This is a genomic window from Micromonospora sp. NPDC049230 (genome assembly GCF_040647875.1).
In the GTDB taxonomy this organism is placed as follows: Bacteria; Actinomycetota; Actinomycetes; order Mycobacteriales; family Micromonosporaceae; genus Micromonospora.
The window spans coordinates 39885-57309 of sequence record NZ_JBEZCZ010000003.1 but is presented as its reverse complement, the minus strand read 5'-3'; the positions used below and the strand labels follow the sequence as shown (position 1 = coordinate 57309).

Here is a 17425-nt window from a genome sequence, read left to right as displayed (position 1 = left end):
CGGTCACGTTGCGCGGGCCGCCCGCGCACGCCAGTCGTCGAGACTCGTTGCGGCGAGACGAGCGCCGTCGGCGGGGACGAGTGAGCGCTCGCCCAGCGTGGCGCCGAAGTACCTGGCGCCCGGGTCGGTCACCACCGACCGGGGATCCTGCTGGGACGCGAGGACGGAGCGGCCCAGTTCGTCGAGGCGGAACTGCTCCGGGCCAGCGATCTCGACCACCGCGTTGGTGGGCGTACCGACCGCGACGTCGGCGACCGCGGCCGCGACGTCGTCCGCCGCCATCGGCTGGATGAGCACCGGTGCGAGGTGCACGGTGTCGCCGTCCGTGGCGGTGTCGATGATCCCCTGGAGAAACTCGAAGAACTGCGTGGCGTGCACGACGGAGTACGGGATGCCGGCCGCGACGATGAGCTTCTCCTGGGCGACCTTCGCCCGCATGTAGCCACTGTCCGGGATCCGGTCGCACCCCACGATCGAGAGCGCCACGTAGTGACCCACCCCGGCGTCCGACGCGGCGGCGAGAAGCGTCCGGGTGGACGTTTCGAAGAACTTCAGCACGGCGGTGTCCTCGAACGACGGCGAGTTCGACACGTCGATGACGACGTCCGCGCCGGCGAGCGCCTCAGCGACCCCGTCTCCGGTCAGGGTGTTGACGCCCGTCTTCGGAGAGGCGGGCACCACTTCGTGTCCCCGGGCACCGAGATTGCCCACGAGCTTGGAGCCGATGAGGCCGCTGCCACCGATGACGACGATCTTCATGGTCGAACCACGTCCTGTCTGTGCGGGATGGGTCGCTGCCACACCAGTAAGACGGAAACCGTGCGCCGATGCAGCACAATCGCTTGAGAACAGGTCGACGAGGACCCCGCATTCCCTGGAGGTCGACATGGCCGTGGTGTCCCACCCGGTGTTCGCCCGGGTATACGAGCGGCTCAGCGTCGCCATGGACCGGGCCGGTACGGCGGAGTTCCGCCGGGACCTGGTCGCCGGCCTGTCCGGCCGGGTGATCGAGATCGGCGCGGGCAACGGCAGGATGTTCGCCCACTATCCGCCAGGGGTCACCGAGGTCGTCGCGGTCGAGCCAGAACGTCGTCTGCGCGCCGCCGCCGAGCGGGCGGCACCGGACGCGCCGGTGCCCGTCACCGTCGTCGACGGTCTGGCGGAGGCCCTGCCCGCTGGTGACGGCGAGTTCGACGCGGCGGTCGTCGCGTTGGTGTTGTGCACAGTGCCGGATCAGGCGGGCGCGCTCGCGGAGGTCAGCCGGGTGCTGCGCCCCGGCGGCCAGTTGCGCTTCTTCGAGCACGTCGCCGCCGAGGAGCACAGCGGTCTGCACCGAGCCCAGCGGCTGCTCGACGCGACACTGTGGCCGAAGTTGTTCGGCGGCTGCCGCACCAACCGCGACACCGTCGCCGCCATCAGCGCCGAAGGGTTCCTGATCGAGGAACTGCGTCGGTTCCGTTTCCCGGCCACCAGCAACGGCCCGTCCTCGCCCTGCGTGCACGGCCGGGCGATCAGGCCGGCGGCGGCACACCGGTCCTGAGCCGGGTGGTCGGTCGATCACTCGTGCGGTGCAGAGCAATGTGAACGTGAATACATATTGGGCGCTTAATGCACCTATTATCCCGTTTTATGGGTATCGGCGGCTCTGGCGTGATGTGGTGGTCACCGCACTTTGTCAGTGCCATCCAGGCCGTTTGACGCAGGTCTTGGCTCTACCCAGCCCTCCTGCGAAGTAATAACCCACGGAGGGTGTTCTGTGACAGCAAAGCCCCATCATCATCGTTTTCGCCGAGGGCTCCTGGCGGCGCTCGCGGCATCCGCAGCCGCCGCCGTCGCCGTCAGCTTCCTGCTGCTCGGCTCGACGCCGGCCAGCGCCGCCGACGCGCCGGTGAACCTGGGAACAGCGGGCAACTTCTCCGTCCTCGCCGGAGCCGAGCCGACAAACACCGGCCCGAGCTTCCTGGGGCAGAGCCTCGGACGATTTCCCGGAAACACCGCGTCGGGCTTCGGGACGGCAACCATCGGCGGTGAGGTCCATCTCGGCGACGCGGTCGCTCTCCAGGCCCAGAGTGACCTGACCATCGCCTTCAACGACGCCGCCGGACGGACACCATTCACCAACCTGCCCGCGGAACTCGGTGGCAACACGCTCAACCCCGGCGTCTACCGAATCGGGGCCGCGCAACTGACCGGGGCGTTGACGCTGAACGGCCAGGGCGACCCGGCGGCCGTGTTCATCTTCCAGGTCGACTCCTCGCTGACGACGGCGTCGAACAGCAGCGTCGTTCTGATCAACGGCGCTTCGGCCTGCAACGTCTTCTGGAAGATCGGCAGCTCGGCGACGATCGGCACGGGAACCACATTCGTGGGCACCATCATGGCCCAGGCGGCGATCACGATGGCCACCGGCGCGACCCTCCAGGGCCGTGCGCTGGCCCGAACCGCCGCCGTCACTCTCGACACCAACGTCATCACGGCACCGGTGTGCGCCGGTCCCACCGGACCGCCCGGCCCCACCGGACCACCCGGGCCGACCGGTCCGCCCGGCCCGTCTGGCCCGCCCGGCAGCCCCGGAGCGCCCGGTAGCCCTGGCGCACCCGGCAGCCCCGGAGCACCCGGCAGCCCTGGCGCGCCTGGCAGCCCTGGAGCACCCGGCAGCCCCGGAGCACCCGGCAGCCCCGGCGCACCCGGAGCACCTGGGGCACCTGGGGCACCCGGAGCACCCGGAGCACCCGGAGCACCCGGAGCACCCGGCAGCCCCGGCGCACCCGGAGCACCTGGGGCACCTGGGGCACCTGGGGCACCCGGGGCACCTGGGGCACCCGGACCGCAAGGCGCACCCGGACCGCAGGGAGCACCCGGTAGCCCTGGCGCACCCGGCAGCCCTGGAGCACCTGGCGCACCCGGTGGCCCCGGCGGCAGGGGTCCCATCCTGCCGGTCACCGGCGGTGGAACGGTCCCGGCCCTGACGGGCATCGGAAGTGTGCTGGTCGTGCTGGGCGCGTTCGCATTCCTCCTGGCCCGACGTCGTACCCAGGAGTCCTGATCGGTGGCCCGGCCGGTGACCTACCGGCCGGGCCCCTTCAGCCCTGACCAGTGGTCAGGGCGGGATCCGCGGGTACGGGTTCAGTCGGTCAGACCCAGCTTGCGCAGGGCGTCGTCCTCTCGCTCGTGCGAGAGGTAGAGCGGGATCTGCGGCCGGTCACCACCCAGCCGCACGACACATGTCTGCGTGAATCGTGCGCTGCCGGCCTCGCCGCCGGGCGGTGCGAAGTCCAACGTCCACCGGGTGGGGACGAGGACGTACCCCGGTGCGGCGAGGCCGGTCGGGGTCTATCCAAGGTGGAGGGCGTCGCGGCCTTCGGCGTGGTGGCGGAGGCGCAGGCGGACGGTGTCGTGGATGGGGATTCCGTCGAACTCAGCGGGGTGGATGAAGCGGACCTCGCTGGACTCGTCGCTGACGGCCAGCGTGCCCCCGGTGACTCGGGCTCGGTAGGTCACTGTGAACTCCTGGCGAACCTCACCATCGGCGTACGCGATGACGTGTGCGGGGTCGGTGTAGATGCCGAGCAGGCCGGTGATCTCGATGTCGAGCCCGGTCTCTTCCTTGACCTCACGGATGGCGCACTGCTGCAGATTTTCACCGATGTCCATGGCGCCGCCGGGAAGCGACCAGTTGCCGGAGTCCGTACGTCGTTGCAGCAGGACGCGGCCGTGGTCGTCGGTGATGATGGCGGCGGCGGCGGGGACGAGGCTGTTGGCGGTCGGTGCGTTGGGGTCGTGGTAGTAGTCGCGCCGGCCGGTCACCGGGTCTCCTTGAGGTAGGCGGTGGTGGTTTGCCAGATCTGTTCGAACTGGTCGGCGTGGGCGGCGAAGATGCCGTGCGGAGACAGTTCGCGCAGGTGGAGGGCGGGGTGTTGGTAGCCGCGGGCGCGGTACAGGTGTGGGGTGACGATCATCTGGTGGTCGAAGCGGAACACCGAGTTGTACAGATGCACGGTGTGCAGGCCGATCTGGACGCCGGGCACGCCGTGGAGTGGTTCGCAGAAGTTGAGGGCGTTGCGGATGCGGCCGGGCAGGGTACCGCCGATCTGTTCGAGGGCGTCGCGTTCGCTGACGTGCGCACAGTCCGGGTCGGCGAATGCGAGCCGCACGCGAGCACCATCGGCGGCCTTGCCGCTGATGAGTTGCATCGTGTTGGGCAGCAACTCCAGGAGGAACGGGTAGGCGTAGCCGAGTAGGTCGATCCGGGTGGTGGCGCCGGTGAGTAGTGCGGCCCATACGTGGTGAGGGATGTCGGCTCGGTGGGCGTAGGCGGCGACGACCTCGGCGGTGGCTTCCGCGCCGGGTGCCTGGTCGGGGCGAGTCTGGGGCCACAGGTCGGCTTCGGTTTCGCCGAGGGCGTCGGCGACGGCCAGGCGGGTGTGTTGGCGGGGAACGCGGCCGGTGAGCCACCGGGTGACGGTTTTGACGTCGACACCGACGGCCGCGGCGAGGGCGGCCGGGTCGAGGTGGGCGCGGAGCATGGCCGCGCGGAGGCGGTGACTCATACCGTCCCACGGTAATGGACACGGCGGGACGCGTCAGGGTCGTAGAAATGTCCGCCGTAGTGTCCGTTGGGACGTTGGGGTGCCCGGGGCTGGTTCGTAGGTTCAGGTCTCTGGGCCTCGCCGGTCCGCCTGCGGCAGATTCGCCGGGCCGGTGGGTGCCAGGGGGAAGGGATTGCCGCAGCCCCGGGATTGGTTGGCCCGGTGTCGGCGGTGACCCCTTCCCTCTTCCAACGAGCCGGACGGGTGGTGAGGTCTTTGTTGTCGGCGCATCAGCCGGTACGGCCGCAGTGAACCTGCACGGGTTGCGGCGCGGCCTGGCCGTGTCGGACCCGCAAGCGACAGCTCGTGGCGGAGTTCACCGGTGCGCGGATCTCGCTGATGCTGCACCTGTCGGCGTACCTTGTGCAGGCATGTGAGGATTTGCCGCACACTCCGTCGGGCCTGCTGCACGCACGTTTCCTGGCCTGGCCACGCTCGGCCGCGCTACGCGATGACCAACGGCGCCCAGACCAGTGATCGAGCACTGGCCCGGGCGAGGCTGATGCGCCCAGGCTCTACGTCGATCGGCTGAACCGGGGGGCGTGTCTGGGCGGCCGTCACCGGGTTGGCAGGCCCGCCACCCAGTCGTCCACTGCGGCCGGGCTCGTGAACAGCAGGACGGGCGGCCCGGCCGGGTCGGCCTGCCAGGCCCGCATCCGCCGCCGTTCCCGGCCGAACGAAGTCACGTGCCAGACCAGGATCGAGTCCGAGGACAGCACACTGCCCAGTGATTCGCGGTTTCCGTTGCAGATCAGCTCACCCGAGCCCAGGCGGCGCAGGGTACGACGCAGCAACCGCCCGAACGAGCGCCACCACGGGTAGTCCAGGGCCACCACCAGGTCGGCACGGGCCAGCGGCACGTCCCGCCAGCCGTGGTACGCGCCGTCGAGGATCCAGGTGTCCCGCCGGCAGAGCTCCTCGATCCGGCCGCGTTGCTCGGCGACCGGCACCTCGACCCATCCCGGCAGCCACAGCAGGTCGTCCACCGGATACCACGGCAACCGGAGACGCTCGGCCAGGCGCACGGCGAGAGTGGACTTGCCCGCGCCGTGCACCCCGTAGATCAGGATGCGACGCGGTGCGGTCATCGCGGCAGCGTACGCCGTCGGCGCTACGTAGTCGGGTGGACCAACCTACGTAGTGACTACCGACGATTGCCGGCCGGCTGGCCGGTGCAATGGACACATGACAAACAACGAGGCCGCGAAGGCCAGCAACCCGGACAGCGCCGAGGCGATCGCCCGGCCCGTCACCCCACCGAGCACACCCCCGCAGCGGACCACCCCGGACGACGCGCCCGCCAGGGCGGACACCGCCGCACCGGCGCCGCCGCCAGTCCGCGCACCCGAGCAGGCCCGGCAGACCGAGCAGGCGCAGCGCGCCGACGGACCGCCCGCCACTGCCGCTCCGGTCGTCAAGGGTGACGCCGAGGCGGCACCGACGACGCCGACACCGTCGCCGCCGACCACCATCACCGCCGACACCGTGGCCGCGCGGGCCGTCGTGCTCGACGGCGCAGACAACGCTCTGGTGCTCACCAACTTCACGACCCGCGCGTACACGATCGGGATGAACGGCGGCACCAGCACCATCAGCCTGGCGAACGACAAGCGCGCCTACACCACGATCCTGGACGGGCAGAACGGCAACCTGTGGGCGGCCAACAACGTCAACAGCCGCAGCCTCAGCGCGAACCAGGTCGACCTGGACGGCCCGAACAACCACGTCAAGTTCTGCCACAGCAAGACCCGCACGTACACCGTCGGCATCGACGGTGAGAAGAGTTCGATGGCGTTCGCGCACCCGGACACCCGCCAGTACAAGCTGCTGCTCAACGGCACCACCGGTGACCTGTGGGCGGCCAACAACCTGAACAGCCCCAGCGTCACCGCGACGAACGTGTCCGCGACGAACGCGGTCAGCTCGAAGATCGTCGCGGCGAACCAGGTCGACCTGGACGGCACGAACAACCACATCAAGTTCTGCCACAGCAAGACCCGCACGTACACCATCGGAATCAACGGCGACCAAAGCTCGATGGCCTTCGCCAACCCGGACACCCGGGCGTACACAGTGGTCATCGACGGTGTGCACGGCGACATCTCGCTCAGCAACGCGGACCTGGCCGAGGAGTTCGACGTCGCCGACGCTCACCTGACCGCGGCGATTCCCGGCGCCGTGCTGGTGATCGGCGAGACCGGTGCGCTGGAGTTGGCCGACAAGCCGTACGACAGCGCGGTGGCCGGCGTGGTCTCCGGAGCGGGCAGCTTCGCCCCGGCGATGGTGCTGGACCGGCAGCCGGACAGCGACAGGCGTCGGCCGTTGGCCCTGGCCGGCAAGGTGTACTGCCTGGTCGACGCGACACACGGCCCGGTGCGTCCCGGTGACCTGCTGACCACCTCCCCCACCCGGGGGCACGCCATGCGGGTGGCCGACCCGCTCAAGGCGGTCGGGGCGATCCTGGGCAAGGCGCTGGGTCCGCTGCCGACCGGTCGGGCGCTGGTGCCGATCCTGGTGACCACGTCATGACCAGCCTGCGTCAGGCGGCCGGGAAGTACCTGCGGTTCGAGGCGCCGATGACGATGCGGGAGATCGGCGGCGAGATCGGCCACCCCACCGGCTCCAGCCGACGGATGCTTGTCCAACTGGACCAGACGTCCAGTGAGTGGTTCTCCGGCAGCCTGCTCCCGTCCAGCGTGAAGGGCAGCGCGTGGCTGCGACTGTTCAGCGACGGCTTCTACATGTTCGAGGGCCACGTGCACGAGAACGGCGCGGTCTCGCACAGTTGGTCGTTCGTGGCCACGCCGGCCTTCGTGGATGCCGACGGCAACGCCTTCGTCTTCTCCGCCAGCGGCAAGGTGTCGGACAACAGCAGCAGTGACGACTTCGCCGAGCACGGGCATGATCCGCGGATCGCGCAGTACTGGGACCAGCTCAGCAGCGCCAGCGTGAACTTCCGGCTGAGCGTGACGATGAACGTCGGGCAGCTGATCACCAACATCCTGAAGTGGATTCCGCTGGTCATCGTGGGTGCGGTGGTCGCCGGGTGGGTCGCGTTCTTCGGTCAGCCGGGCAAGGTCCACTCCTACCGGGACGAGAACGGCACCATACACATGTGGAAGTCGAGGGAGTGACGCCATGACCAGCGTCCGTACGGCCGCGACCCGGTACCTCGACATCCGGGCGCCGCTGACCCTGCGCCAGGTCGGGGCACAGGTCGGGCATCCGTCCGGGTCGACCCGGACGACGATGGACCGGCTGGAGCAGGAGTGGAGCAACACGTTCTCCGGCAGTCTGCTGCCGTCCAGCGTCAAGGGCACCGCGTGGTTGCGGATGGCCAGCGACGGCCACTACTGGTTCCAGGGGCACGTCCACGAGAACGGTCTGCTCAGCCACAGCTGGAGTTTCGCCGCCGCGCCGAACGTGGTGGACCAGAACAAGAACGTGTTCGTGGCCGTCGCGAGCGGTCGGGTGACCGACGAGCACAGCAGCGACGACTTCAGCATCACCGGTCACGATCCGCGGATCGCCGAGCTGTGGGACCAGATCCGGTACGCGCCTGTCACGTTCCGGTTGGACGTCACGGCCAACTTCGCGGAGTTGGCCAAGAAGGTGGGCATGGGGATCCTGACCGCCTTCGGGTTGACCGTCCTGGTCGGCACGATCAACGTTCTCGGCGCCAAGGGGGCGGAGTGTCACGAGGACTCCAACGGGCAGGTCACCTGCTACACGAAGAACACCTAGCGGTTCCCGGACGGTGACGGCCGTGGTGCGTCGCGCGCCACGGCCGTCCCTGGCCCTCAGCCGACCAGGCGTAACGCGTCGGGCAGCTCACGCCGGGACGTCACCGCGAGTTTGCGGTACGCCCGACCCAGATGTGTCTGCACCGTACGCACCGACAGCACCAACTGGTCGGCGATCTCCCGGTCGGACAGGCCACGGGCGGCGAACCCGGCGATCTGCGTCTCCCGTGCGGTCAGCCCCGCGGCCACCGCCGGGTCGCCGGGTGCCGTGGCCCGCAGGCGGGTGCGCAGGTCGACGAAGAGCCGGGCGCTGTCGGACGTGGCGGTTCGGGTGGCCTCGTCGACGAGTTTCAGCGCCTCACCGCTCATGTTGACGTCGACCAGGCGGTGGGCGTGCTCAAGCAGCACCGTCGGGTTCCGGCCGGCCAGCGCGATCACCGCCCGACCGGCGGTGACGAGGCGTTCGGCGTCCACGTGCCCGATCGCCTCGGCAATGCGGCCCGCGTACCTGGTCGGTCCGGCGACCGGGTCGAGGTGTGCCGCGTAGATGAGGTATCCCAGCTCCACCAGCCAGCACCCGGACGTGTGGGCGACGGCGATCGCCTCGTCCATCAACCGGGCCGCCCGCGTTCGGTGACCCGCCGCGGCGGCTACCGCGGCCGTCGCCCACGGCCGCAGACCAGGCACCAACGCGACAGCGTCGACGGGGTGCTCCCGCAGCACCGCCTCGGCCTCGTCCGGGCGGCCGTCCTCGGCCAGGGTGATCGCGAGCCAGCCGGTGGCCTCGGACCGGAACAGCCCCTCCCCATCGGCCTGCTGCGCGACGGCGTCCCGGAGCCGGCTGATGGCACCGGCCCGGTCCCCGCTGACCCGCTGGGCGTAGCCGTCGAAGATCGGCCAGGCGGTGTGGGACAGCCCGGAGACCAGCGGATCGTCGGGCATCGGCCACCGTCCCGCCGCCGGGTCCGTGACCGGCCCGGTCGGGGTGGGCTCCCGCCACAGCTCGGCGAACGCCAGCGCCGCCGCGGCCATGCCACGGGCGAACGGCAGTGCCGACGAACCAGACCGCCGCACCGCCGCACGGCCCACCCGGGCCGCCTCCGCGGTCTGCCCGGTCAGGGCCAGCGCGGCCACCGACGCCAGCGTGACCCGCAACTGCCCGGCCGGCGGAGGTGTCGCACCCAGGAATTCGCGGGCGTCGTGCAGCGCCCGCGCCGCCTGACCGCTGAAGAGTTGGACCACCACGGCGACCGCCGCCGCCTCCGCCCGACCGGCCGCGTCACCGGCCGCCTCGGCGTCCGCGCGAATCCGCAGTAGATCGTCGTACGCCTGCCGAGGCTCCCGCCCCACCCACGCCCGGTGCCTGGCCAACGCCACCCGGACGGTCACCTGCGCACCCCGGTCACCGGCGGCCTCGGCATCGCGCAGTGCCGCGACAAGCGTCTCGTACGCCTCGGTGGTGCGGCTCTGCTCGACGAGGGCGGCGGCGAGCGCTACCGCCGCCGGTGCGCCGCCGCCGCGCTCCCGGGCCCGACGGGCCAGCTGTTCTGAGGCGCTCGGATCCGCGTACAGGCAGAGGCTGGCCGATCGGAGCAGCTCGGCCGAGCTGACCGGTTGGCCGGCGTGCACCGCCCACAGCGCGCTGGCCACCGCGTGTGCGCCCCGGGTCGTGCCCTGGGGCGTGCTGGCCAGCAGAGCGGCGGACACCCGGCGACGCCGGGCGGGCGACATCCGGCGGCGCAGAACGGCACCGAGCATCGGGTGGCGTAGTCGTACCAGGATCTGGTCGTCGCTCTGTTCGCTGCGGACCATGCCGAGCTGTTCGAGATCGGCGACCAACTCCGGTGACGCGGCCGCCTCCACGACGGGCAGCGGCAGGGGCCCGCCGAGGGCCAACGCGGCCAGCGCGTCCTCGCCGAGGCGGCCGACGCGATCCAGCTCCCGGTCGAGCAGGTCGGCCACCTGTGCCGGCACCGCGAGAGGGGCGCGCCACCGCCACTGGTCGGTGTCGCGCACCAGCGAACCGACCTCCCGCCCGTGGTCGATCAGCGCGGCGGTCAGTTGCGGCAGCCCGCCCGTCCACTGCCACAGCAGCTGGGTGGTGGAGCGGCTGACCGGGCCGGACAACCGCTGTTCGGCAAGCGCCCCGACCGCGTCCTCGGCGAGGGCCGGCACGATCAGCAGGGGTAGCCCGACGTCCTTCCACAGCGCGACCACCGCGTCCGGGGCCGGGACCCCGGACCGGACGGTGACCAGCGCGCGGACCGCACGGGCCTGGACCAGAGAGAGCAGCACGCCGGCGGACGGCCCGTCGAGCAGGTGGGCGTCGTCGACGACCAACACCGGGGTACGGCCGGAGCCGCACCGTTCACGCAGGGCGGCCAGCACTGTGTTGTGCACCAGGGCCGGGTGCAGGGCTGGGTGACCGCCGCTGAGGAGTTGGCCGAGCGCACCGAACGGCACCTCCTTGCTCGCCGCGGTAGCGGTGATCCAGACCGCGCGGAACAGTCGGGGCGGCAGGTCGTCAACGGCGGCCCGAGCGAGGGCGGTGCGCCCCACTCCGGCCGGGCCGAGAAGCACCGCACCGCAGGCCCGGACCAGCGCGGTACGGGCCTCCACGAGCAGGCCGTCACGCCCTGTCAGCATGAACGGATAGTGGACGAGCGACTGGCCAGGGGCGATCAGTCATCTGACAGCTGTCGCGCTACCGTCAGTGCCCGGCTTGGCGAGCCCGCACGGCAGCGCCCGGTGCGCCGGAAAATCGCTTGTCGTGCACGACGGACTGCACGAGAGTGGCGTCCATGACGTACTGACGGAACCACCCCCGCGCATCCGCCTCCGGTGACCTCTCCCGGCAGGCCGTGCCGTCGTCCGTTCCCGCGTCTGCGTGAGAAGTGAGCCTCCTTGCTCCAGCACCACTCCCCTGGGGAGTCCCTGCCCCCGTCCACCCCGGCCACCGTCACGGTGTTCGCCTCACCCGCGAGCTGGATCGAGTCCGCAGCGCTCGCGCAGTGCCAGCAGGTCGCCGCCCTCGACGGCATGATCCACGTCGCGGCCATGCCGGACCTGCACCCCGGCAAGGGCGCGCCGATCGGGGCGGCCATGGCCTCGACGGTGCTGTACCCGTTCCTGGTGGGCTCCGACATCGGCTGCGGCATCGCCGTGTTCCCCATCACGCTCAAGCGTGCCGTGCCGGAGCGGCTCGCCTCCCGGTTCCCCGACCTCGACCGCGCGTTGCACCCGGAGCGCGACGCCGACGACCCGGCCTGGGCTCACGTGCCCGAGGAAATCCCGGCCGGTCACCTGGACGGCCTCGGCACGGTCGGCCGTGGCAACCACTTCGTCGAACTGGCTCGGGTCGACACCATCCTCGACGCGCACCACGCGGATCGTCTCGGGCTCGACGCCGGCGACCTCGTGCTCATCGTGCACAGTGGCTCCCGTGGTCTGGGTGAGCGGATCCTGCGGGCGCACACCGAGGTACACGGCGCCGGTGCCGCTCCCGATCCCGCCGCCTACCTGGCGATGCACGACGAGGCCGTGCGCTGGGGTTCGCTCAACCGCCGAGTGCTCGCGGCCCGGGTCGCGTACGCGTTGGGGGCGGAGCCCACCGCACCGATCGTCGACCAGTGCCACAACCTGGTCGAGGTCTCCGACGGGGTCTACCTGCACCGCAAGGGCGCGGCGCCGGGCGACGGCCGGGACGTCCTCGTCGCCGGCACCCGGGGCACGGCCTCCTATCTGGTGGCCGCCCACGCCGGGCCGGAGGCCAACCACTCGGTGGCGCACGGCGCGGGGCGCAAGATGTCGCGGGCCGACGCCCTGCGGCGGGGCCGGGCCAAGCACACGGTCGAGGAGCTTCGTCGTACTCCGGTGGGTTCGCTTGTGGTGTGTGGTGACCGGCAACTGCTGTTCGAGGAGGCGCCCACGGCGTACAAGCGCATCGAGCAGGTGATCGCCGATCTGGTCGAGCACCGGTTGGCCACGCCGGTGGTCAGCACGACTCCCCTGGTCACCTACAAGACGCCAGATCTCGGGTCCACCTCCCGCGCCGAGCGGCGGGGCCACCGCGGCGGGCGGGGGCGGTCGTGAGCGTGCTCCTGCTGCTGTCCGCCGGTCGCGGCCCCGCCGAGTGCGCCTGGGCAGTGGCCCAGCTCCTGCACCGCCTGACCCGGGACGGCACCCGCCGAGGTCTGACGATCGACAGCGTCGAGGTGTCGCCCGGCGACCGGCCCGGCACCTACCGGTCGGCGCTCATCCGGGTCACCGGCGCGGACGCCGACGCGTTCGTGGACTCGTGGACCGGGACGCTGTGCTGGCAGGCCCCGAGCCCCTACCGGGCGAGCACGGGCCGCAAGAACTGGTATGTCACCGCCCAGCCGCCGCAACCCGACGCCACGCCGACGACGTTCGCCGAGGCGGACGTCGACATCGTGCCCTGCCGGACCGGCGGCCCGGGTGGTCAGCACCGCAACAAGGCCAGCACCGCGGTACGGGCGACGCACCGTCCGTCGGGCATCGTCGTCGTGGTGGACGAGGAACGACAGTTCAGCCTCAACCGCCGGATCGCCCTGCACCTGCTGCGGCGGCGCATCGAGCACGGCGACGAGGCGGCCCGGCGTGCCGTCACCACGGCCCGGTGGCGCGTGCACGACGACCTCGTTCGCGGCGACCCGGTGCGGGTGGAACGTCCGGAGCCCCAGCGACCGGGCCGCCGGGGATAGCGGCCCGGGTCAGACGTCCAGCACCGCGTCGGCGAAGGCCCGGGGTGCTTCCTGGGGCAGGTTGTGCCCGACTCCGCCGCCGACGGTCCGGTGTTCGTACGGCCCGGCGAACTGCTTGCCGTAGACGCTGGGTTCCAGGTGCGGCGCGCCGTTGGCGTCGCCCTCCATCGAGATGCTGGGCACCGTGATCTTCGGTTTGGCGGCCAGTCGCTTCTCCACCTCGTCGTACTGCGACTCGCCGGGGGCGAGGGCCAGCCGCCACCGGTAGTTGTGGATCACGACGTCCACGTGGTCGGGGTTGTCGAACGCTGTCGCGCTGCGCTCGAAGGTGGCATCGTCGAAGGACCACTTCGGGGACGCGGTCTGCCAGATCAGCCTGGCGAAGTCGCGCCGGTTCCTGTCGTACCCGTCGCGGCCGCGTTCGGTGGCGAAGTAGTACTGGTACCACCAGGCCAGTTCCGCCTTCGGTGGCAGCGGCACCTTGCCCGATGCCTGGCCGTCGATCAGGTAGCCGCTCACCGAGACCAGCCCTCGGCAGCGCTCGGGCCACAGCGCGGCCACGACATCGGCCGTACGCGCACCCCAGTCGAACCCGGCCAGCTTCGCGCTGTCGATCTTCAGGGCGTCCATGAGGGCGATGAGGTCGAGCCCCAGGGCCGCCGGTTCGCCGTTGCGCATTGTGTCGTCGGAGAGGAACCGGGTCGTGCCGTAGCCCCGCAGGTGTGGGACGACGACCCGGTGACCGGCGTCGGTGAGCAGCGGCACGACGTCGACGAAGCTGTGGATGTCGTACGGCCAGCCGTGCAGGAGGATCACCGCGGGACCGTCGGGCGGCCCCGCGTCGACGTACCCGATGTTCAGGACCCCCGCGTCGACCTGTCTCACGTCACCGAACGACGTCCCCGTGCCGGCCCCCGCCATCGCACCTCTCCCCGCGTTCCGACCTCTCGGATGTGCTGGCCACGTCTCACCGTAGAGCCGAGGCCGGGCGGGTGAGCAGGGTTCACACATGGTCGACGGTCCCGGCCCCGGGCTGGCTATGATGCGCCCGGTCCCGGCGACTTCGCCGCCCTCCGCGACCCTGGGCGGGGCGCCGACCGTAGGGTGATGGCATGGCTGAGCGACCTCTGACCCTGATGGCGGTGCACGCCCACCCCGACGACGAGGCGACGAGCACCGGTGGCGTCCTTGCCCGCTACGCCGCGGAGGGGATCACGACGGTGCTGGTGACCTGCACCGACGGGCGGTGCGGTGACGGCCCCGGTGGGGTCAAGCCGGGCGACCCGGGGCACGACCCGGCCGCCGTCGTGGCCATGCGCCAGGCCGAGCTGGAGGCCAGCTGCGCGGTGCTGAAGGTCAGCCACCTGGAGACCCTGGGGTACGCCGACTCCGGCATGATGGGCTGGGCGACAAACGACCAGCCCGGCGCGTTCTGGACGACGCCGGTGGCGGAGGCGGCCGGCCGCCTCGCGGAGCTGATCAGGCAATACCAGCCGGACGTGATCGTCACCTACGACGAGAACGGCTTCTACGGCCACCCGGACCACATCCAGGCGCACCGGATCACCATGGCCGCCGTCGAGCAGACCGGCACCCCGGCGAAGGTGTACTGGACCACGGTGCCGCGCACCGCGTTCGAGCAGTTCGGCCAGATCATGCGGGAGCTCGGCGTCGAGTGGGACGCGCCGGACCCGGAGGCGGAGCCGATGCCGCAGCTCGGCCTGCCCGACGACGAGATCAGCACCTGGGTGGACACCAGCGCCTTCGGGGCGCAGAAGTTCGACGCCCTGGCCACCCATGCCAGCCAGACCGAGAACATCTTCTTCCTGCAACTGGGCCGGGAGCGGTTCACCGAGCTGATGGGTGTGGAGACCTTCGTCCGGGTCCGGGACCACACCGACGCGCCGACCCCCGAGGACGACCTCTTCGCCGGCCTGCGCTGAGCGCACAGGTCAGCTCCAGCAGACACGTTCGGGCATCGTCGACCCCCGGTCGACGATGCCCGCAGTTCGTCGACCTCCGGAAGTTTCGCGGGCGACCCCAGTGAGCCCCCGCAGGTCATATGACGAATTTCCGGAAGTTTTCGGCGTTGACGCCCGGACATCGACGGCCTTAACGTTTCGAGCAGGTTTCCGGTCACCGGCCGGAACTACCGGCCCCCCGGGTCCCGCCACCCGGGCGCTCGACCCCGATCCTGTTCCCCATCCGCCAACACCGGACCGCATCTTTCTTGATCGATACTTGTCGATCAAAGGTCCGGAAGGGAAGGCACATGAAGCTGAGACAGTGGACGACCGTCGGCGTGGTCGCCGTCGCGACCGTCGCGGCGCTGAACACGGTGCCCGCCACCGCGAGTCGGCCGTACGACCCCACCGCGCAGAGCCTCGGCGCCCTCGGCCTGCGCCACGGCCTCCAGGTCGGCACCGCGGTCAACACGGACGCCCTCAACGACGCCGGCGACCCGCGCTACCGCGAGCTGGCCTCCTCCGAGTTCACCTCGGTCACCGCCGAGAACGTAATGAAGTGGGAGGTCCTGGAGCCCACCCGCGGCACCTACAACTGGGCGGCGGCCGACCAGCTCATCGACTTCGCCAAGCGCAACCGGCAGAGCGTGCGCGGGCACGTGCTGGTCTGGCACAACCAGCTGCCCGGCTGGCTGACCAGTGGTGTCGCCGACGGCTCCATCAGCAAGCAGGAGCTGCGCGAGCTGCTGCGCAAGCACATCACCACAGTCGTCAACAGGTACCGGGGCAAGATCTGGCAGTGGGACGTGGTCAACGAGGCGGTCAGCGACCCCTGGGACACCCCGTCGACCCTGCACTACAAGGGCTTCTGGGCCGACAACCTCGGGCCCGGCTACATCGCCGACGCGTTCCGCTGGGCGCGGGCCGCCGACCCCAGGGCCCTGCTGTTCTACAACGACTACAACATCGAGGCGTTCGGCTCCGGCAACCCGGCCGACGACAAGACCCAGTTCGTCTACGACATGACGAAGGGCCTGCTCGCCCAGGGTGTGCCGATCGACGGCGTCGGCGCCCAGGGCCACCTGGGCACCCAGTACGGCAACTTCGACACCCTCCAGGTGACCGCCGCGCTGAAGAAGTTCGCCGGGCTCGGCGTGGCGACAGCGTTCACCGAGGTCGACGTCCGCAGCCAGCTGACCGAGGCAGTCCGGGCCGGCAACGCCGACGAGATCAACCCCCGGTTGCAGGCGTCGGCCGCCAACTTCAGCGTGCTGATGAAGGCGTGCCTCGCCGTGCGCAGTTGCCTGTCGTACACGGTCTGGGGTTTCAGCGACAACCACTCCTGGGTGCCGGGCTGGTTCGACGACCCGCCGGAGGGCCTGGCCACGATCTACGACGAGACCTACCAGCCCAAGCGGGCGTACCACGAGTTGAAGTCGGATCTGATCTTCGCGGGCCCGCCGTACGTCCTGCCCCGCGTCTCCCCCAAACCCCGCCGCTGACCTCCGGTCGCGGCCGACTCGACGGCCTGTCCGTCGGCGTAGGGCCGTGTGGGGCTTGGCGGAGCCCCACACGGCCACTACGTGACCACGTTCAGTCGCTCCAAGCGGCCATCCGGACGCCATCGGAGTATTGATGTCGGTTTTACCGGCTTATCGATCGCGTTGGTGTCACTATGGCAGGCGTGGGAACTGCGAAAACTGCCATGCCTGCGATCTCGCCGCTGACCGGCGATCCAATCAAGCGGGCCGATGCCGAACGGCTCGCGGGGGTGCTGAAGGCCTTCGCCGATCCGGCCCGACTGCGTCTGCTGAGCCTGATCCAGTCCGCGCCGGAAGGTGAGGCGTCCGTCAGTGACCTCACCGGGGCGCTCAACCTCTCCCAGCCGACGGTGAGTCATCACCTGCGGATCCTCACCGAGGCCGGGCTACTCGAACGCGACAAGCGCGGGGTGTGGGCCTACTACCGCCTGGTGCCGGCCGCGATCGCCCAGATCGCGGACCTCCTGACGCCGCCCCGAAAGCGGGCGACGAAGAGGACCCGCTGACCCCTCACATCCGCTCCGGGGTGCGGATGCCGAGCAGGTGCAGCCCCTGCCGCAGCGTCCGGGCCGTCAGCTCGGCCAGCAGCAGCCGGCTCTCCCGCAGCTCGTCCGGGGCCCGCAGCACCGGGCAGCGCTCGTAGAACGCGTTGAACGCGGTGGCGAGCCGGTGCAGGTAACCGGCGAGGTGATGAAACTCGAGGCTGCGCTCCGCCTCGCCGACCACCGCGGCGAAGCCGAGTAGCTCGACCGCGAGCGCCCGCTCCGCCGCGGACGTGAGCACGATGGGCGCGTCCGGCCGCGCGGGTGTTGGGGGGGGCGGGGGCCCCGCCCGGAGCCGGGCGGTGGCGGAGTGGCGGTAGGG

17 protein-coding genes and 2 pseudogenes are annotated in these 17425 nt (G+C 70.9%); 11 read left to right on the top strand and 8 right to left on the bottom strand.

Annotation, left to right across the window (positions count from 1 at the left end; all coding sequences use genetic code 11):
* Positions 1-3: 3 nt before the first annotated feature.
* Complete coding sequence (locus tag AB0A95_RS03405; protein ID WP_357553961.1) at positions 4-759, bottom strand: SDR family oxidoreductase; 756 nt, start codon at positions 757-759, stop codon at positions 4-6.
* Positions 760-886: 127 nt separating this feature from the next.
* Here AB0A95_RS03405 and AB0A95_RS03400 point away from each other — a divergent pair, with 127 nt between their 5' ends.
* Positions 887-1540: a class I SAM-dependent methyltransferase gene (locus tag AB0A95_RS03400; RefSeq protein WP_357553960.1), complete on the top strand. Its 654-nt coding sequence runs from the start codon at positions 887-889 to the stop codon at positions 1538-1540.
* A 138-nt stretch (positions 1541-1678) separates the two neighbouring features.
* Positions 1679-2416: pseudogene (locus AB0A95_RS03395) on the top strand (ice-binding family protein); the annotation flags it as partial.
* A gap of 55 nt (positions 2417-2471) precedes the next feature.
* On the opposite strand, the gene AB0A95_RS03390 reads toward AB0A95_RS03395, so the two are convergent.
* From AB0A95_RS03390 to AB0A95_RS03380, 3 genes are all read right to left on the bottom strand, one after another.
* The gene (locus AB0A95_RS03390; RefSeq protein WP_357554176.1) at positions 2472-2903 is read right to left on the bottom strand and encodes a hypothetical protein; all 432 of its coding nucleotides are present in this window, start codon (positions 2901-2903) and stop codon (positions 2472-2474) included.
* Between the two features lie 430 nt (positions 2904-3333).
* The gene (locus AB0A95_RS03385) at positions 3334-3807 is read right to left on the bottom strand and encodes an NUDIX domain-containing protein (RefSeq protein WP_357553959.1); all 474 of its coding nucleotides are present in this window, start codon (positions 3805-3807) and stop codon (positions 3334-3336) included.
* Complete coding sequence (locus AB0A95_RS03380) at positions 3804-4526, bottom strand: XRE family transcriptional regulator (RefSeq protein ID WP_357554156.1); 723 nt, start codon at positions 4524-4526, stop codon at positions 3804-3806. The genes AB0A95_RS03385 and AB0A95_RS03380 overlap by 4 nt, the downstream gene beginning before the upstream one ends.
* 270 nt (positions 4527-4796) lie before the next feature.
* Between AB0A95_RS03380 and AB0A95_RS03375 the strand changes: the two are divergent.
* Positions 4797-5066: pseudogene (locus AB0A95_RS03375) on the top strand (flavin reductase).
* Between the two features lie 80 nt (positions 5067-5146).
* Here the strand turns inward: AB0A95_RS03375 and AB0A95_RS03370 are convergent.
* A complete protein-coding gene (locus AB0A95_RS03370) occupies positions 5147-5677 on the bottom strand; it encodes an adenylate kinase (RefSeq protein WP_357553958.1) in 531 nt (176 codons plus the stop codon).
* Positions 5678-5774: 97 nt separating this feature from the next.
* Between AB0A95_RS03370 and AB0A95_RS03365 the strand changes: the two genes are divergently transcribed.
* The 3 genes from AB0A95_RS03365 to AB0A95_RS03355 are packed head-to-tail and all read left to right on the top strand — an operon-like array spanning position 5775 to position 8333.
* Positions 5775-7118: a hypothetical protein gene (locus AB0A95_RS03365; RefSeq protein ID WP_357553957.1), complete on the top strand. Its 1344-nt coding sequence runs from the start codon at positions 5775-5777 to the stop codon at positions 7116-7118.
* Complete coding sequence (locus tag AB0A95_RS03360; protein WP_357553956.1) at positions 7115-7723, top strand: hypothetical protein; 609 nt, start codon at positions 7115-7117, stop codon at positions 7721-7723. Before AB0A95_RS03365 ends, AB0A95_RS03360 begins: the two co-directional genes overlap by 4 nt.
* Before the next feature lie 4 nt (positions 7724-7727).
* Positions 7728-8333, top strand: a complete 606-nt coding sequence (locus AB0A95_RS03355) for a hypothetical protein (protein WP_357553955.1) — start codon at positions 7728-7730, stop codon at positions 8331-8333.
* A 56-nt stretch (positions 8334-8389) separates the two neighbouring features.
* Here AB0A95_RS03355 and AB0A95_RS03350 read toward each other — a convergent pair whose 3' ends face one another.
* Positions 8390-10978, bottom strand: a complete 2589-nt coding sequence (locus AB0A95_RS03350) for a LuxR C-terminal-related transcriptional regulator (RefSeq protein ID WP_357553954.1) — start codon at positions 10976-10978, stop codon at positions 8390-8392.
* A 258-nt stretch (positions 10979-11236) separates the two neighbouring features.
* Here AB0A95_RS03350 and AB0A95_RS03345 point away from each other — a divergent pair, with 258 nt between their 5' ends.
* Positions 11237-12424 carry an RNA ligase RtcB family protein gene (locus AB0A95_RS03345; RefSeq protein ID WP_357553953.1) on the top strand — a complete coding sequence of 396 codons (1188 nt, stop codon included), beginning with the start codon at positions 11237-11239 and terminating at the stop codon, positions 12422-12424.
* The gene (gene prfH, locus AB0A95_RS03340) at positions 12421-13056 is read left to right on the top strand and encodes a peptide chain release factor H (protein ID WP_357553952.1); all 636 of its coding nucleotides are present in this window, start codon (positions 12421-12423) and stop codon (positions 13054-13056) included. The genes AB0A95_RS03345 and prfH overlap by 4 nt, the downstream gene beginning before the upstream one ends.
* Positions 13057-13065: 9 nt before the next feature.
* Here the strand turns inward: prfH and AB0A95_RS03335 are convergent, their stop codons facing one another.
* On the bottom strand, positions 13066-13941 hold the full coding sequence (locus AB0A95_RS03335; RefSeq protein WP_357553951.1) for an alpha/beta hydrolase: 876 nt from the start codon (positions 13939-13941) through the stop codon (positions 13066-13068).
* Positions 13942-14168: 227 nt separating this feature from the next.
* On the opposite strand from AB0A95_RS03335, the gene AB0A95_RS03330 reads away from it, so the two are divergent.
* From AB0A95_RS03330 to AB0A95_RS03320, 3 genes are all read left to right on the top strand, one after another.
* Positions 14169-14999 carry a PIG-L family deacetylase gene (locus AB0A95_RS03330; RefSeq protein ID WP_357553950.1) on the top strand — a complete coding sequence of 277 codons (831 nt, stop codon included), beginning with the start codon at positions 14169-14171 and terminating at the stop codon, positions 14997-14999.
* 329 nt (positions 15000-15328) lie between these two features.
* Complete coding sequence (locus AB0A95_RS03325) at positions 15329-16522, top strand: endo-1,4-beta-xylanase (protein ID WP_357553949.1); 1194 nt, start codon at positions 15329-15331, stop codon at positions 16520-16522.
* A 203-nt stretch (positions 16523-16725) separates the two neighbouring features.
* A complete protein-coding gene (locus AB0A95_RS03320; RefSeq protein ID WP_357553948.1) occupies positions 16726-17067 on the top strand; it encodes a metalloregulator ArsR/SmtB family transcription factor in 342 nt (113 codons plus the stop codon).
* A gap of 4 nt (positions 17068-17071) precedes the next feature.
* On the opposite strand, the gene AB0A95_RS03315 is transcribed toward AB0A95_RS03320, so the two are convergent.
* Positions 17072-17425 (bottom strand): DALR anticodon-binding domain-containing protein (locus AB0A95_RS03315; RefSeq protein WP_357553947.1); only part of this gene is annotated, 354 nt, incomplete at its 5' end.

What these genes read in the sequence shown, in the direction of transcription:
- AB0A95_RS03325 (WP_357553949.1), top strand. Translation starts at nt 15,329, where the DNA reads ATGAAGCTGAGACAGTGGACGACCGTCGGCGTGGTCGCCGTCGCGACC.
- AB0A95_RS03355 (WP_357553955.1), top strand. Translation starts at nt 7,728, where the DNA reads ATGACCAGCGTCCGTACGGCCGCGACCCGGTACCTCGACATCCGGGCG.
- AB0A95_RS03365 (WP_357553957.1), top strand. Translation starts at nt 5,775, where the DNA reads ATGACAAACAACGAGGCCGCGAAGGCCAGCAACCCGGACAGCGCCGAG.
- AB0A95_RS03370 (WP_357553958.1), bottom strand. Translation starts at nt 5,677, where the DNA reads ATGACCGCACCGCGTCGCATCCTGATCTACGGGGTGCACGGCGCGGGC.
- AB0A95_RS03360 (WP_357553956.1), top strand. Translation starts at nt 7,115, where the DNA reads ATGACCAGCCTGCGTCAGGCGGCCGGGAAGTACCTGCGGTTCGAGGCG.
- AB0A95_RS03320 (WP_357553948.1), top strand. Translation starts at nt 16,726, where the DNA reads ATGCCTGCGATCTCGCCGCTGACCGGCGATCCAATCAAGCGGGCCGAT.
- AB0A95_RS03405 (WP_357553961.1), bottom strand. Translation starts at nt 759, where the DNA reads ATGAAGATCGTCGTCATCGGTGGCAGCGGCCTCATCGGCTCCAAGCTC.
- AB0A95_RS03330 (WP_357553950.1), top strand. Translation starts at nt 14,169, where the DNA reads ATGGCTGAGCGACCTCTGACCCTGATGGCGGTGCACGCCCACCCCGAC.
- AB0A95_RS03350 (WP_357553954.1), bottom strand. Translation starts at nt 10,978, where the DNA reads ATGCTGACAGGGCGTGACGGCCTGCTCGTGGAGGCCCGTACCGCGCTG.
- AB0A95_RS03380 (WP_357554156.1), bottom strand. Translation starts at nt 4,526, where the DNA reads ATGCTCCGCGCCCACCTCGACCCGGCCGCCCTCGCCGCGGCCGTCGGT.
- AB0A95_RS03400 (WP_357553960.1), top strand. Translation starts at nt 887, where the DNA reads ATGGCCGTGGTGTCCCACCCGGTGTTCGCCCGGGTATACGAGCGGCTC.